This is a genomic window from Pseudomonas sp. QD4, from assembly GCF_049199125.1.
Lineage (GTDB): Bacteria > Pseudomonadota > Gammaproteobacteria > Pseudomonadales > Pseudomonadaceae > Aquipseudomonas.
The window spans coordinates 15,521-33,040 of the sequence record NZ_JBLZOM010000012.1; the positions used below are offsets into that span (position 1 = coordinate 15,521).

The 17,520-nt window shown below is 64.4% G+C and carries 4 protein-coding genes; 3 read left to right on the forward strand and 1 reads right to left on the reverse strand.

The annotated features are described in order from the left end of the window. Positions 1-9 precede the first annotated feature (9 nt). From ACOZJV_RS33730 to ACOZJV_RS33740, 3 genes are all read left to right on the forward strand, one after another. On the forward strand, positions 10-10,296 hold the full coding sequence (locus ACOZJV_RS33730; protein WP_421549540.1) for an amino acid adenylation domain-containing protein: 10,287 nt from the start codon (positions 10-12) through the stop codon (positions 10,294-10,296). Beyond that, positions 10,293-13,541, forward strand: coding sequence for a non-ribosomal peptide synthetase (locus ACOZJV_RS33735; protein ID WP_421549519.1), 3,249 nt, complete (start codon positions 10,293-10,295; stop codon positions 13,539-13,541). Before ACOZJV_RS33730 ends, ACOZJV_RS33735 begins: the two co-directional genes overlap by 4 nt. Before the next feature lie 320 nt (positions 13,542-13,861). Then, complete coding sequence (locus ACOZJV_RS33740) at positions 13,862-16,429, forward strand: TonB-dependent siderophore receptor (RefSeq protein ID WP_078474075.1); 2,568 nt, start codon at positions 13,862-13,864, stop codon at positions 16,427-16,429. Positions 16,430-16,534: 105 nt separating this feature from the next. Here ACOZJV_RS33740 and ACOZJV_RS33745 read toward each other — a convergent pair whose 3' ends face one another. Continuing rightward, positions 16,535-17,497, reverse strand: coding sequence for an alpha/beta hydrolase (locus ACOZJV_RS33745; protein WP_421549520.1), 963 nt, complete (start codon positions 17,495-17,497; stop codon positions 16,535-16,537). Positions 17,498-17,520 lie beyond the last annotated feature (23 nt).

A 17,520-nucleotide genomic window follows, 5' to 3' on the forward strand; every position in this document is an offset into this window, starting at 1 on the left:
CGGAAAGCCTTGGCAATCCTGCTTAAACAGAAAGGGATCAACCTTTTCGGCATTGCTCCGGTGTTCAGAAGGAAGCCTGAAGAAGCGCTACTCCTGTCCTATGCCCAGGAGCGCCAGTGGTTCCTCTGGCAGCTCGATCCGGCCAGTGCCGCCTACCACCTGTCCAGCGCCCTGCAACTGCGGGGGGAGCTGGACATCGCCGCGCTGGAGCGCAGCTTCAATGCCCTGATGGCTCGCCACGAGGCGCTGCGCACCACCTTTGTCCAGGACGCGGAACAGACCCTGCAAGTCATTGCCGCCGAACAGCCTCTGGTCATGGGTCGGGCGCAGTTGGCCGAAGGCCTGGACGAGGCGCAGCGCAGTGCTGCGATCAAGGCCTTTGTCGAGGATGAAACCCGGCAGTTGTTCGACTTGCAGCAGGGCCCGCTGCTGCGGGTCAAGTTGCTGTGGGTGGCCGACGAGCATCACGTGTTGACCATTACCCAGCATCACATCATCTCCGATGGCTGGTCGATGCAACTGATGGTCGATGAGCTGATGCAGTTGTATGCCGCCGACAGCGAAGGGCGCAGCGCAAGCTTGCCGCCCCTGCCGGTGCAATACCCGGACTACGCCTTGTGGCAGCGGCAGTGGATGGACGCTGGCGAGCGTGAGCGGCAGTTGGCGTACTGGGTCGAACAACTGGCGGGCGAGCAACCGCTGCTGGAACTGCCGCTGGATCGTCCGCGTCCGGCCGAGCAGAGTTTTCGCGGGGCGCAGTTGCCCATCGAGTTGCCGCCAGCCCTTGGCGCGGGGCTCAAGCGCCTGGCCCAGCAACAGAACGTCACCCTGTTCATGCTGTTGCTGGCCTCATTCCAGACCTTGCTCCACCGCTACAGCGGCCAGGCGGATATCCGCGTGGGCGTGCCGATTGCCAACCGCAACCGGGTCGAAACCGAAGGCCTGATCGGCTTCTTCGTCAACACCCAGATCCTCAAGGCCCGGTTCGATGACCAGGTGCGCTTCAACACGCTGTTGCAGCAGGTCAAGCAGACGGTGTTGGCGGCCCAGGGCCATCAGGATTTGCCCTTCGAGCAATTGGTCGACGCGCTGCAACCCGAACGCAGCCTGAGCCATAACGCGCTGTTCCAGGTGATGTACAACCACCAGAGCGAGGATCGACGAGGAGCGGTGGGCATCCAGTTGCCCACGCTGCGTCTGGAAGGATTGCACTGGGACAACCCCACCGCGCAGTTCGACCTGACCCTCGACACCTTCGATACCGAGCAGGGCGTATCGGCCGCCCTGACCTACGCCACCGACCTGTTCGACCCGGCCACCGCCGAGCGCATGGCGCAGCATTGGCAAAACCTGCTGCACGCGATGGTGGCCGATGCCAACCAGCGCATTGGCGATCTGGCGTTGCTGGATACTGCCGAGCAACAGGCGAGCATCGCGGCCTGGAACCCGGCCCGGGTTGAATTCCCGGCCACCCAGGGCATTCATCAACTGATCGAACAACAGGTCGAGCGCACGCCCGAGGCCGTGGCGGTGGTATTCGAGCAGCAGTCCCTGAGCTATCGCCAGCTCAATCAGCGGGCTAACCGGTTGGCCCATCAACTGATTGAAAACGGCGTCGGCCCTGATGTGCTGGTCGGCCTGGCGGTGGAGCGCAGCCTGGAGATGGTGGTCGGGCTGCTGGCGATTCTTAAAGCCGGCGGTGCCTATGTGCCTCTGGACCCGGCTTATCCACAGGAGCGGCTGGCCTACATGATTGAGGACAGCGGCATTCGCCTGCTGCTGACCCAGCCGTCTTTGCTTAAAACGCTGCCGATCCCGGACGGGGTGCGCACGCTGCTACTCGATACTCCTGAACTGGCTGGCTACAGCCTGGATAATCCACAGGTAGCGATCGACCCGGCCAGCCTGGCCTATGTGATCTACACCTCCGGCTCCACCGGAAAACCCAAGGGCACCTTGCTCCCGCATCACAATGTGCTGCGCCTGTTCCAGGCCACCGACCGCTGGTTCAACTTTGGCCCGCAGGATGTCTGGAGCCTGTTCCATTCCTACGCCTTCGACTTCTCGGTGTGGGAAATCTTTGGCGCCTTGCTGTATGGCGGCAAGCTGGTGGTGGTGCCCCATGACATCAGCCGCTCGCCAGAAGACTTCTTCAAGCTGTTGTGCAACGAGGGGGTCACGGTGCTGAACCAGACCCCGTCGGCCTTCAAGCAGTTGATGCCAGTGGCCTGCGCCAGCTCCGAGATTCATGCCCTGCGTTATGTGGTATTTGGCGGCGAGGCCCTGGAAGTGAAAGCCCTGCAGCCCTGGTTCCAGCGTTTTGGCGACCAGCAGCCGCAACTGATCAATATGTACGGCATCACTGAAACCACGGTGCACGTGACGTACCGTCCGATCACCCAGGCCGATCTGCAGGCAGACGCCAGCAGCCCGATTGGTGAGGTGATCCCGGACCTCTCCTGGTACTTGCTCGACAGCAGCCTCAACCCGGTGGCCAAGGGCTGCATAGGTGAGCTGTATGTTGGCCAGGCCGGTTTGGCCCGTGGCTACCTCAATCGCGGCGACCTGACGGCCACGCGTTTTATTGCTGACCCATTCTCGACGTCGGGCGAGCGCCTGTACCGCACCGGGGACCTGGCGCGTTACCGCGCCAATGGGGTCATCGAGTACATCGGGCGTATCGACCATCAGGTGAAGATCCGCGGTTTCCGTATCGAACTGGGGGAGATCGAAGCGCGCTTGCTGCAACTGCCGGCCGTGCGCGAAGCCGTGGTTCTGGCCATGGACGGTGCCAACGGCCAACAGCTGGTGGGCTATATCGTGGCCCAGCCGGGGCAGTCGGCTGACGCCGAGCTGCGGGAAGCAATCAAGGCTCAACTGCGCACGGAACTGCCGGACTATATGGTCCCGGCGCACCTGTTGTTCCTCGACACCCTGCCATTGACCGGCAACGGCAAGCTGGACCGCAAGGCTCTGCCCCAGCCGGATGCCAGCCTGTTGCAGCAAGCCTATGTGGCGCCGCAAAGCGAGTTGGAACAGCAGATCGCGGCGATCTGGCAGGACGTGCTGAAACTGGAGCAGGTCGGCCTCACCGACAACTTCTTCGAGCTGGGCGGCGACTCGATCATCTCGATCCAGGTGGTCAGCCGCGCTCGTCAGGCGGGTATTCGCTTTACCCCCAAAGAGCTGTTCCAGCACCAGACGGTGCAGGGGCTGGCGAGTGTGGCGCAGACCGGGGACACCGATGAGGTGATCGACCAGGCGCCGGTCACCGGCAGCATGGCCTTGTTGCCGATCCATCAGGTGTTTTTCGAAGAGTCGATTCCCGAGCGCCATCACTGGAACCAGTCGGTGCTGCTCAAACCGGCCATGGCGCTGGATGCCCCGTTGCTGGATGCCGCGCTGCAGGCCTTGATCGCTCACCACGATGCCTTGCGCCTGACCTTCACCGAGCAAGACCAAGCCTGGGTCGCCCGCTTTGCGCCGCCGTCCTCGCAGTCGGTGTTGTGGTGCAGCGAACTGGCGGATATCGCCGAGCTGGCGCAACTGGGCGAAGAAGCCCAGCGCAGCCTCGACTTGCAACAGGGCCCGCTGCTGCGGGCGGTGCTGGTCAAGCTGCCGGACGACGGGCAGCGCTTGCTGCTGGCCATCCATCACCTGGCGGTGGATGGGGTGTCCTGGCGCATTCTGTTCGAGGACCTGCAACAGGCCTACAACCAGCTGGCGGCCGGCCAGGCGGTGCGCCTGCCGCTCAAGAGCAGCTCGGTCAAGGCCTGGGCCGAACAGTTGCAAGCCTATGCCCGCAGCCCGGCGTTGCAGGACGAACTGCCGTACTGGCAAGCGCAATTGCAGGGCGTTGCCGCGGATCTGCCGTGCGCCAACCCGGCGGGCGGCCTGCACAGCCACCTGGGGGTGAGTGTGCGTACGCGGCTGGACCAGGAGCACACCCGCCAACTGCTGCAAGAGGCCCCGGCGGCCTACCGCACCCAGGTCAACGATCTGCTGCTGACCGCCCTGGCGCGGGTGATCGCCCGCTGGACCGAGTCCCCTTCGGTGCTGTTGCAGATGGAAGGCCACGGCCGCGAGGAGCTGTTCGACGGTATCGACCTGACCCGGACCGTTGGCTGGTTCACCAGCCTGTACCCGGTCAAGTTGACGCCGGCACTCAGCCTTGGCGATTCGATCAAGGGCATCAAGGAGCAATTGCGCGCCATTCCACACAAGGGCATCGGCTTCGGCGCCTTGCGCTACCTGGGTGATCCCCAGGCGCAGCAGCGGTTGGCCGACCTGCCGGTGCCGCGTATTACCTTCAACTACCTCGGCCAGTTCGACGCCAGCTTCGACGATGACGACGCGCTGTTTGTGCCCAGTGCTGAGAACGCCGGCAGCGAGCAGAGCGCAGAGGCGCCCCTGGGCAATTGGCTGAGTATCAATGGCCAGGTCTACAACGGTGAGCTGGACCTGAGCTGGACCTTCAGCCACGAGATGTTCAGCCAGGCCCAGGTCCAGGAGCTGGCCGACGCCTATGCCCTGGAGCTGGAACAACTGATCGCCCATTGCACCCGCTACGGCAGCGGCGGGGTGACCCCGTCCGACTTCCCCCTGGCGCGGCTCGACCAGGCGCAACTGGATCGCCTGCCGCTCACGCCGGCGGCGATCAAGGACATCTACCCCTTGGCGCCGATGCAGCAGGGCATGCTGTTCCATACCCTGTACGAGCAGGGTTCCGGGGACTACATCATCCAGATGAGCCTCGAGGTCAGCGGCCTCGACCCCGAGCGCTTCCGCCAGGCCTGGCAAGGGGCGGTGGATGCCCACGACATCCTGCGCACAGGCTTTGTCTACCAGGGCGAGTTCGCCCAGCCGATGCAGGTGGTGCTCAAGCAGGTCGAGGTGCCGTTCAGCCAGCAGGACTGGCGCGGCCGTGCCGACCTGGCAGCGGCGCTCGACGCTCTGGCCGAGGCCGAACGGCGCCAGGGCTTCGAGTTGAGCCAGGCACCTTTGCTGCGCCTGCACCTGGTGCGCATCGGCGATGAGCGCCATCAATTGATCTACACCAGCCACCACATTCTGATGGATGGCTGGAGCAACTCGCAGCTGCTGGGCGAGGTGCTGCAGCGTTACAGCGGCCAGGCTGTTGCTGCCCAGGGCAGCCGCTATCACGACTACATCGCCTGGCTGCAAAGGCAGGACCAGGCCCTCAGCGAAGGGTTCTGGAAGGAGCAACTGCGGGACCTGGAAGAGCCGACGCGCCTGGCCCTGGCGATGGCGCCCCTGAGCCGGGAGACCGGCTATGGCGATTGCCATGTCCAGCTCGACGCGGCCCGGACCCTGCGCCTCAACGACTTTGCCAGGGCGCAGAAAGTCACCGCCAATACCCTGCTGCAAGCGGCCTGGCTGCTGTTGCTGCAACGCTATACCGGGCAGGCCACCGTGGCATTCGGCGCGACCGTGGCCGGGCGTCCGGCGGAGCTCAAGGGCGTCGAGCAGCAGATCGGGCTGTTTATCAACACCCTGCCGGTGGTCGCCACGCCGCAACCGGAACAGACCCTCGCCAGCTGGCTGCAGAAGGTCCAGGCGCAGAACCTGGGGCTGCGCGAGCACGAACACACACCCTTGTTCGAGATCCAGCGTTGGGCGGCCCGCAGCGGCGAGGCCCTGTTCGACAATATCCTGGTGTTCGAAAACTACCCGGTGTCCGAGGCCCTGGAGCAGGGTGCCCCCGAAGGCTTGCGCTTCGGCGCAATCGACAGTCACGAGCAGACCAACTACCCCTTGACCCTGGCTGTGGGCCTGGGCGAGGAGCTGGGGCTGCACTTTAGTTTCGACCGCGGGCATTTCTCGTCGGCGATGATCGAGCAGCTTGCGGCGCATCTGATGCACCTGTTGCAGCAAATGCCCGAGTTGGCCGAACGTCCGCTCAGCGAGTGGCGCCTGCTGAATCAGCGCGAGCGCAGCGAAACCCTTGCCGAGTGGAATCCGCGTCCGGCCCGTCTGGTGAGCGAGCAGCCCCTGCATGCTTTGATCGAGGCCCAGGTCGAGCGCGCACCGGAGGCGATCGCGCTGACCCTGGGCGCACAGCAAATGACCTATCGCCAGCTCAACAGCCGGGCCAACCAACTGGCGCACCGGCTGATCGAGCAGGGTGTCGGTCCTGATGTGCTGGTGGGGCTGGCGGTCGAGCGCAGCCTGGACATGCTGGTGGGCCTGCTGGCGATCCTCAAGGCCGGTGGCGCCTATGTGCCCCTGGACCCGGCGTACCCCGAGGATCGCCTGGCCTACATGATCGAAGACAGCGGCTTGCAGTTGCTGCTGACTCAAGCGCACCTGCTGTCGCGCTTGCCGCTGGCGGCGCAATTGCCCACCTTGCTGCTCGATGAGCAGGGCCTGGCCGGCTACCGCGAGAGCAACCCCGGGCTCAAGGTGGACCCGGCCAACCTGGCGTATGTCATTTACACCTCCGGTTCCACCGGCAAGCCCAAGGGCGCGCTGCTGAGTCACCACAACGTGCTGCGCCTGTTCCAGGCCACCGATGGCTGGTTCGGGTTCGGTCCGCAGGATGTCTGGAGCCTGTTCCATTCCTATGCTTTCGACTTCTCGGTCTGGGAGATCTTCGGCGCGCTGTTGTATGGCGGCCGCCTGGTGCTGGTGCCTCAGGACGTCAGTCGTTCCCCGGAGGAGTTTTTCAGCCTGCTGAGGGAGCAGGGCGTCACCGTGCTCAACCAGACGCCGTCAGCCTTCAAGCAGTTGCTGCAAGTGGCCTGCTCCCCCGAGCAGGCCCAGGCCCGCCTAGCCCTGCGCTACGTGATCTTTGGCGGCGAAGCCCTGGATGTGCAGAGCCTGCGCCCCTGGTTCGAGCGGTTCGGCGATCAGGCCGCGCAATTGATCAATATGTACGGCATCACCGAAACCACGGTCCACGTCACCTACCGGCCGATCAGCCTGGCCGACCTGCAACAGGACGCCGCGAGCCCGATTGGCGAGCCGATTGTCGACCTGTCCTGGTACCTGCTCGATGCCGACCTCAACCCGGTGCCCAAAGGCTGCGTCGGTGAGCTGTATGTCGGCCAGGCCGGCCTGGCTCGGGGTTACCTGAAACGGCCGGACCTGAGCGCGACACGGTTTATCCCCGACCCGTTCTCGGCGTCGGGTGAGCGCCTGTATCGCACCGGCGACCTGGCGCGCTATCGCACCGACGGGGTGGTCGAGTATGTCGGGCGCATCGACCATCAGGTGAAGATCCGGGGTTTCCGCATCGAGTTGGGGGAGATCGAAGCCCGCTTGCAGCAACAGGACGAAGTGCGTGAAGCGCTGGTTCTGGCGGTGGATGGCCCCAGTGGCCAGCAGTTGGTGGGGTACCTGATCGCACGCCGCGACGTGACCGAGGTCGACGCCGCCGCAGCCCTGCGCGACGTCATCAAGGGCCGGCTCAAGAACGTGCTGCCGGACTATATGGTCCCGGCTCACCTGCTGTTCCTCGAACGCTGGCCCTTGACGGCCAACGGCAAGCTCGACCGCCGGGCCCTGCCGGCCCCCGATGCGAGCCTGTTGCAGCAACAGTACCTGGCGCCGCAGAGCGAGCTGGAGCAGCAGGTGGCAGCGGTCTGGCAAGAGGTGTTGGAGCTCGAGCGCATCGGGCTCAACGACAACTTCTTCGAACTGGGCGGGCATTCCCTGCTGGCGACCCAGGTCGTGGCGCGGCTGAAGCAGGTGCTGGTGTGCGAGGTAGGGTTGCGCGACCTGTTCGGCACCCCGACCCTGGGCGCCTTCGCCGCGGCTCTGGCACCGCGGGTCGGTATCGCCCGTGCGCGCTTGCCCGAGCTGGTGGCGACGGCGGGCAAGGCGCAGGCGTGCCTGTCCCTGGCGCAGCGCCGGTTGTGGGTCGTGGAGCAGTTTGCCTCGGCCAGCGGCGCCTATGGCATGCCGTTGGCGCTGCGTCTTGAAGGTGAATTGTCGGTGCCGCTGCTGGTGGCCAGCCTGCGGCAACTGGCGCAGCGCCATGAGGTGCTCCGTACTGCTTATGTGGCGGACGAGGAGGGCGATCCGCTGGCGCTGATCAGTGCCGAGGTTGCGGTGGACCTGCCGTTGCTCGACCTCTCGGCCCTGGACCCGGTCGAGCGCGAAGCCCGGGTGGCCGAGGCGGTGGAACAGAACGCCCGGACTCCCATCAGCCTGCTCAAGGCCCCACTGTTGCGCGGCCAGGTCCTGCGCCTGGGGCCGACCGAGCACGTGGTGCTGTTTGCCATGCACCACATCATTTCTGATGGTTGGTCGATGTCGATCCTGAGCAACGAAATGGTCGAGGTCTACGCCAGGCTCAAGGCGGGTATCGAGCAGCCGTTGCCGGCGCTGGCGCTGCAGTACTCCGACTATGCGCAGTGGCAGCAGCAACTGGAACAGGCCGGCGTTTTCCGCGACCAGGCGGCGTACTGGAAAGACGCCCTGGCCGGGCATGGCGGCCTGCTGCAATTGCCCACCGATCATCCACGCCCGGAAGTGGCGTCGTTCGAGGGGCGCGATTGCAGCTTCTCGATGGCTCCCGATTTGCACCAGGCCCTCAGTGCCCTGGCGCGCGAGGCCGGGGTCACGCTCTACAGCACCCTGCTTGCGAGCTTCCAGGTGTTGTTGCACCGCCTCAGTGGCAGCGACGACGTGCTGGTGGGGGCGGATGTCGCCGGGCGGCCGCAAGCCGAGCTGGAAAGCCTGATCGGCTTTTTCGTCAATATCCTGCCCCTGCGCTCGCGCTTCGATGCCGACCAGTCATTCGCCGCTTTCCTGGCCCAGGCCCAGGAAACCAGCCTGAGTGCCTTCGAACATCAGGACCTGCCATTCGACATGCTGGTCGAGGCCGCTGCAGTCAACCGCCGCAAGGGTGTCAACCCGCTGGTGCAGGTGCTGTTCGTGATGAACAACCTGCCGATTCGCAGCGCCGGCATTGAAGACATTCGCGTCCAGGCCCTGCCGTCGGCCGGAGCCTACTCGAAGTTCGACATGGCGCTGTTTATCGACGATGAGGCCGGGCAGCTGTATGGGACCTGGCAATTCGCCTGCGACTTATTCAAACAAGAACGTATAGAGCTCTGCGTGAACAGCTGGATGACCATTCTCGAACAGATTGTGCGTGATCCGGATATACGACTAGGGGATATCAACATGCCTACCAACACCGTGGCGCTTGCCGCCACGACCACTGCACCCGCAGCTTCGAGCAAGGCCGACAAGCTGGGCAAGTTCCTGAAAAAGGCCCAGAGCCCGGCAACCCGGCCCACTGCGCCGGCATTTCGGGAAACCCTGATGGTCCCGGGGCAGGTATTCCCCTTGTTGTGGGAGCCTACGGACCCGGGTCTGGACCTGGTGCAGTGGATCCGCAACAACCGGGCCCTGGTGGAAGAGAAACTCGCGCGGCATGCCGGGATCCTGTTCCGTGGCTTCGCCATGAGCGACATCCATGCCTTCGAGGCGTTCGCCGAAGCGGTGCAGCCGGGCCTCTACGGACAGTACGGCGACCTGCCGAAGAAAGAGGGCGGCAAGAACACCTACCGCTCCACGCCGTACCCGGAAAAGAAAATGATCCTGTTCCACAACGAGAGCTCCCACCAGGATCGCTGGCCGCGCAAGCAGCTGTTCTTCTGTGAACAGCCGTCACCCGTCGGCGGTGCAACCCCGGTGGTGGACTGCCGCTTGATGTACCAGAAACTGCCGCTGGCCCTGCGCGAAAAATTCGAGAGCAAGGGCCTGCTGTACGTGCGCACCTTCGCCGACAAGCTCGATGTGTCCTGGCAGCACTTCTTCAAGACCGAGGTGCGCGACGAAGTCGAGGCCCGCTGCCGCGCCGCAGGGATCCAGTGGACCTGGCTGGACAACGATGAATTGCAGATCCGCACCCCGTGCCCGGCCATCATCAGCCACCCGGTGACCGGTGAGAAAAGCTTCTTCAATCAGGTCCAGTTGCACCACATTTATTGCCTGGATCCGGATGTGCGCGAGGACCTGCTCGGGCTCTTCGGTGAGCAGCGCATGCCGCGCCATGTGTATTACGGCGATGGCTCGCCGATCGAAGACGAGGTCATGCAATTGGTTGGCGACCTCTACGAGGAGTGCGCGGTGCGTTTCGACTGGCGCAAGGGCGATGTGATTCTGCTGGACAACATGTTGGCCGCGCATGCCCGGGACCCGTTCGAGGGGCCGCGCAAAATTGTCGTGGCCATGGGTGAAATGATCGAACGCAGTGCCCTGGAGGCACTGTCGGAACAGGCGCCAGTCGCCGATCGGCAAACGCAAGAGGCGCAAGCATGAGTACGGCAGACCTGGAAACACTGGACGCGGGCTTGGCCCTGCTCCCCGAGCAACAGCAGCATCTGGCGGCCCTGGAAGCCGGTGCACGCCATAGGGCGACGGCGCACTTGCTGGCGGTGGAGATCCAAGGCGAGTTGGATCCGGCGCGATTGCAGCGGGTACTGGATGGTCTGTTGCAGCGTCACGACGTACTGACCACACGCCTGGAGTCGGTGCCTGGCTACCATGGCCTGCGGCAGTTCCTGGCCGCTGCCGGGGGGCCGTCATTTGCTCTTCAAGTACAGGCCGACGTGGTTTCCGCCAGCCAGGCGGCGTCGCGGCGGGAGGCTTGGCAGGAACAATCGACCCCGCATGGCGGACCCTTTGCCCAGGCGCTGTTGCTGCGCACCGCCGACCGCCAATGGCAGCTGCTGCTGAGTGTGGCGCGCCTGGTGGCGGACGCCGGCAGCCTCGCGGTGCTGCTGCGGGCGCTGATCAGTGGCTATGAGCAGGGCGGTCTGGAGGTCGACGAAGAGCTGGGGCAGTTTTCCCAGTACCTGGAATGGCGCAGTGAAGTGCTGTTCGACGAGGATGCCGATACCGCCAAGGCTTATTGGCAGGCCCTGGCGCCTGCCGAAGAGGGCTTGAGCGCGCCGTACCTGCCTTATCGTCGCGCCGATGCCCTGGCGCACGACGGCGCTGCGGTGCTGCAACTGACACAGGCGCTGGACGCCAGACTGGCCAGCGCCCTGCAAGAGGTGGCCACTGCCTGCGCCAAGCCGGTTGAGGTGCTGTTGCAGGCGGCCTGGTGGGTCCTGCTCGGGCGCATCAGCGGCCGTGAGCGTTTCCTCGCCGGCTGGCGGCATGACGGACGCCAGGACTACGAGTTCTTCGCCGAGACCCTGGGTCTGTTCGAGAAAACCCTGCCCTTGCACCTGGTTCTGCCCCAGACCCAGGGCTTCTCCACGGTGCTTGACGCCCTGGCGCAGCAGCTTGAACACCATGGCACCTGGCAGGAGTACTGGGCGGCCGACCTGGCGCCGGTGTTGGCGAACCCGCTTTACGGGTTCGCCACTCGCCAAGCCTTCGGTCCGCAGGCGGTGGCCGGGGGCCAATGGTCCGCGTCGCACCTCGCCGCGTCGGCGCCGCTGTTCGAACTGTCTCTGCAACTGGGGTTGAGTGCCCAGGGGGTTCCCGTGGCACTGAGCATAGAGGCACTGCAGGCACGCTATTCGCTGGCGGCCCTGCAAGGCCTGCAGGCGCAATACCTGACCTTGCTGCAGAGCATTGTCGAGGACGTGCACCAGCCTCTGTCCCGGCTCAATCTGCTGGGAGAGGCCGAGACCGCCGCGCTGCTGGGCCTGAACCCGGCGCCAGAAGCGCTGGATGAGCGCGTGCTGTTGCCCGAGCGCATTGCCGAGTGGGCGCAGATCACCCCGGATGCCGTGGCCCTGGTCAGCGCCGGGCAGACCCTGACCTATGCCCAGCTCGACAGCCGCGCCCATGACCTGGCGTTGCGGCTCGCGGCGCAAGGGGTCGCGGCCGGCGCCCTGGTGGCGCTGGCGCTGCCCCGATCTGCCGAGCTGATCGTGGCGATTCTGGCCAGTTGGCGCGTCGGTGCCGGCTACTTGCCACTGGATCCGCAATGGCCCCTGGCCCGTCAGGCGCACGTCGTCGAGCAGGCGCAGACCCCCTGGGTGGTAGCGGCTGCGGAACAGTTGCCGGCCTGGCAGGCGCGCGGCGTCGAGGCCCTGGATATCGCCGGGGAATCGATGGCGGGCCAGGACGGATCGCTGCTCGCCCGGCATGCCCCGCAGGCCACTGATGTCGCCTATGTGCTCTTCACCTCGGGCACCACCGGTACACCGAAGGGCGTGGTGATCGAACACCGGCAACTGCTCAACTACACCGCCGGGGTCAGTGATGCCCTGGAGCTGGCAGCCTGCCGGCACTTTGCCCTGGGCTCGACGGTGGCCGCCGACCTCGGCAACACCGCCTTGTTCGGCGCGCTCTACAACGGCGCGGCCCTGCACATTGCCGACGACCCGGTGATGCAGGATCCCCATGCCTTTGCCGGTTTTATCCGGGAGCAGGGCATCGACTGCCTGAAAATCGTGCCCTCCCATTTGGCGGCCTTGCTCGAGGCCGAACCGCCGGCCCTGCCTGCCACGCTGATCCTGGGCGGTGAAGCGATCCCAGGACGCCTGGTGCAGCGGATCTATCAGATCAAGGCGGACTGCCGGGTGTTCAACCACTACGGCCCGACCGAGACCACGGTCGGGGTGCTGGTCCATCCGCTATCACCTGCGGATGCGCAGCAGGTGAGCATGCCCCTGACCCGGGTGCTGGCCAACAACCAGGTGCTGGTGCTCGGCGAGCGCCTGCAACTGATGGCCACCGGTGAACTGGGTGAGCTGTATATCGGTGGGCAGCAACTGGCCCGGGGTTACCTCCACGCTCCCGAGCAGGAAGCCCAGGCGTTTATCAGCAGCCCCCTGGACGGCCAGCGCCTGTACCGCAGCGGCGACCTGGCCCGCTACCGCCCGGAAGGCGGGGTGCAGCTGTTCGGGCGCGGCGACCAGCAGGTCAAGGTGCGCGGGTTCCGCATCGAACTGGCCGAGATCGAGGCCCAGTTGCTGCGCCTGCCGGGGGTCAATGAAGCAGTGGTGGTGCTGGGCAAGAGCGAGGAGGGGCCAGGCGAGCCGATCGCCTTTGTGGTGGCCGCGCACACCGGAGCAGGGGATTTGCCAGCGGCCCTGGCCGCACAACTGGCCGAGCAGTTGCCGGCGGCCATGGTGCCGCGGCATATCCAGCTCGTGGAATCGATGCCGCGCCTGGGCAACGGCAAGGTCGATCGTCAGGCCTTGCAGCAGCGGGACCTGAGCCTGGTGCAAGCCGAGTATGTGGCGCCACGGGATGCCCTGGAACAGTTGCTCGCGGCGCGCATGGCGCAGCTGTTGGGGCTGGAGCGCCTGAGCATCGAGCAGGACTTCTTTGCCGCCGGTGGGCACTCGCTGCTGGTGATCAAGCTGGTGGCCGGGATACGCAAGCTGCTGCAATGCGAAACCCATCCCGGGGTGGTCTTCGACAACCCGACAGTGGCGGCACTGGCCCAGGCTTTGCGCTTGCAGGAAGCAGCGCCGGGGCAGTTGGAGAAACAGGCCCAGGCGCGCCTGCGCCTGGACGCCATGAGCCCCGAAGAAAAAGCCCTGTTGCTGGAAAAGGCGCGTCAGTTGCAACAGGCCAAAGAGCAACTCGAAGGCTGATTCCCCCCAGCCTTGCTGCCCCTGTCCGAGCCGGCCAACGGTTCTGGCAGGGGCTTTTTTATCAGTCCCCTGTCATGAAAAACCGACGCATGGCCCGCCGCGCCGGCGGTGCTTTGTATTTTTTTGTGTCCTGAATGTGAATCTTTCTAATTTATTTTATTTTTGCTCGTCTTCTAATGGTTCTACACCGAATTTGAAGGAAATCGCCCCCTCATGATGCCGGGACGATTGTGGCAGTGGACCGCCAAATGACCGGTCAGCCATCCCAAGAGGTGGCGATCTTCCAACTTGAATGACGATATCTGGGGTGATCCAACGCTATGAAACCTGAACAGGCAAGGCGCGCACGGAATGTGCTGAAACAGCCATTGGCCCTCTGGCGCACGTCGGCTTCCATCGTAGTCTTGGGTCTGGCCCTTGGCGTCTCCAGCGGCGTCCAGGCACAAAGCGCCCACGTCAATATCCCGGCCCAGCCGCTGGACAAGGCGCTGACTGAGCTGGGGAACCAGACCGGGCTGCAGATTCTCTACGGGCCGGAACTGGTGCGTGGCAAAAAGTCCTCGCCGGTGATCGGTGAAATGGAGCCTGGGGAGGCCCTGAACACCCTGCTGCAAGGCGCGGGGCTCAAATATCGGATCGAGAACAACACGGTGTTCCTGACCAATGACGCCGGAGGCTCCACGGCGCTGGAGTTGGGCACCACCAGTATCAAAGGCCAGGGCATGGGGGAGATGACCGAGAACTCGGGCTCCTACACCACCGGGCTGACCAGTATCGGTTCGAAGACCCCGACCAGCTTGCGTCAGACTCCGCAATCGGTGTCGGTGATCACCGACCAGGTGATCCAGGAACGGCGCATGAGCAGCCTGACCGATGCGATGAAGGAGACCCCCGGGATCACGGTGAAAACCGCCAACTCCAACCTGTCCAGCTACTACTCGCGCGGCTTCGTCATCGAGAATATCCAGATCGATGGGGCGGCCCCCATGGCGCTAGGGACCACGGCCGGTAGTTTCTATTCGTATAAGAACTATGACCTGGTGGAATTCGACCACGTTGAAGTGCTGCGCGGGTCCTCCGGTTTGTTCGGCGGCACCGGCGATCCGGGCGGCATGATCAACCTGGTGCGCAAACGCCCCCTGGATGCCTACCAGTTGAAGGTCGAGACTTCCGCAGGGACCTGGGACAACTACCGTACGCAGCTCGATGTCACCGGCCCCTTGGCCTTTGATGGCAAGCTGCGTGGGCGCCTGGTGGCGGCCTACACCGACCGCCAGTACTTCCTGGACAATCGCAGCACTGAAAAACCCATTATCTATGGCGTGCTCGAAGCGGATGTCACCGATGCCACGCGCCTGACCCTGGGCGGTCGTTCCGAACGCCTGCACGACAACGGCATCGGCACCGGTGTGCCGCGCTACCTCGACGGTGGTGACCTGGGCTTGTCTCGGCGCACCAGCCTGACCACCAATTGGGCTTATCAGGATGGTCGCTCGGACGAACTGTTTGCCAAGGTCGACCATGAATTCAATGACAACTGGAAGGGCAACCTCAGCTACACCCAAACCCTGGAGTCGGGTCTGATCAAGAGCTCCGCGGTCCTGGGCGGGGTGGATCTGGTCGATAAGACCGGGCCTTTCTGGTACGGCTCGATCAACTCCTATCGCAGTGAGCAGCGGCTCTTAGATATGAACCTTGCCGGCAAATTCACGGCCTTTGATCGGGAGCACGAACTGCTCCTGGGCGCGGACTATCAGAAGATCACCAGCCGCTGGCGCGGGACCGATGGTTTGCCCAATGGCGGTGATGTGGATGTATTCGACCCGGATTCCACGCCCTGGCCCAACCAGCCCAACGACCGGCGCTACACCCGGGACTACAGCCCCAACTCACAAGCCCAGTACGGCCTGTACTCGACCTTGCGCCTGCAACTGGCCGATCCGCTGCACCTGATCGTCGGTGCCCGGGTGCAGCGCTACAAGTTTGACCAGACCTATCGCGAGCGGGACGTGGACCCGATCGACCCAGCCAACCCGGATGCCTGGACCACACTGTCCGACGTCCACCGTCGCGAACCGACCAAGGTGGTCCCCTACGGTGGCCTGGTCTTTGACCTGAATGACCAGTGGTCGACCTATGTCAGCTATTCAGAGATCTACAAGCCGCAGCAGCTGCAATCCAAGGGGCCGTTGCCCGGTAGCTCGCTGGAGGCCATGACCGGCAAGACCTATGAAACCGGAATCAAGGGCGAGTTGTGGGGTGGGGCCGTCAATACCTCGTTTGCGCTGTACTACACCGAGCGTGAAAACCAGGCCGTACTCGATCCAAACTACCCCGAGACTGACGTCCTGTTCGCCGGCAGTTGTTGCTACCTGGCCCAGGGCAAGGTGGTCAGCAAAGGCTTCGATGCCGAGATCAGCGGCGAAGTCATGCCTGACTGGAACCTCATGGCGGGTTACACCTACAACCACAACAAGGACCGCACGACCAATTCCACCTTCAGCAGCATCACGCCGAGGCACAGTGCCAAGCTGTGGTCCACCTATCGCCTGCCGGGCGTGCTCAATGACCTGAAGGTCGGGGGCGGGGTAACGCTGCAGAGCAAGGACTACGTCAGCGGCGTGGCCACCGTGCTGGATAGCGACCTCAAGCCGGTGCTCGGCTCTAACGGCCGGCCATTGACTCACCCTTTCGACTATAACCAGAGTGGCTACGCGGTCTGGAATGCCATGGCGGAATACCGGGTGGACGAGCACTGGACCCTGGCCTACAACCTCAACAATATTTTCGACAAGGTCTACTACTCGACAGTCGGCCCTTCCAACCGGCAGAACTGGTATGGCGAGCCGCGCAATCAGATGCTGACCCTGCGCGGGACATTCTGGTAGGTCACACCGAAGGCGACGCCTGTCGTCCAGCAGGCCCCCAATGGCAAGTGGCGCCCAATAAAAAGCCCGATGCACTGCATCGGGCTTTTTTTTGGGCGCAAGGTATCAAGCGGGTTGATCGGCCAGCCACTGCTCAAGCTTCTGGTAGATCCCCTCGACCCCCGCGACGATGCCATTCATGCGCAGGAAGTCATGGGTCAGGCCCTTCTGCACCTCAAGGGTCACCGCGGTGCCGCGTGCCTGCAGGAGCTCGGCGTAGGCCAGGCCTTCGTCATACAGCGGGTCGTATTCCGCGAGGCTGATGTAGGCCGGTGCCAGGGCCGGCAGGTCCTGGGTCAGCAGGGGCGAGACCCGCCAGTCCAGACGCTGCTCCGGCGTCGGGCAGTAGTGCTGGTAAAACCACTCCAGGGTCGCGGTTTCCAGCAGGTGGTCTTCGGCATAACGGCTGTGGGACGGACGCAGGGTCGAGGTGTCGGTCACCGGGTAAAACAGCAATTGGCTCCTGGGCTTGAGCTGGATCTGCCGGGGCTGCATGACCGCCGAAATGGCCAGCACGGTGGCCAGGGTGGCGCCGACGCTGTCGCCGGCGACATGGGTGCGCTGGTGGTCCAGGTGCAGCGAGGCGGCATTTTCCGCCAGCCAGTTGGCCGCATCCAGGGCGTCGTGCACCGCGGTTGGGAACGGTGATTCCGGGGCCAGGCGATAGGCCGGCGCCAGGACCGCATGCCGGCCGCTGGCGGCCAGGCGCCGACAGATCGAATCGTGGGAGTCCAGGCTACCGACCACATAGCCGCCACCATGCAGGTACAGAATCGTGGCTTGCAGTTCGCTGCCGGTGCCTGCGGCGCGGTACAGCCGTGCCGGCATGGCCTGGCCGTCCCGGGTCGGCACGCTCAGGGTGATGACGCTGACCGAGGCCGGCGGGCAGGGGTCGAGCACGGCGGAGGTCTGCTCGAATTCGGCGCGGGCCTGTTGCACGCTCAACGCATGCATGGGCTGGCTCTTGCCGCTCAGGCGGCCCATGTGTGCCAGCTCCAGAAAGCCTTCGAGATCGGGGTCCAGGGGCATTGCGGGTTCCTTGTGAAAACAGT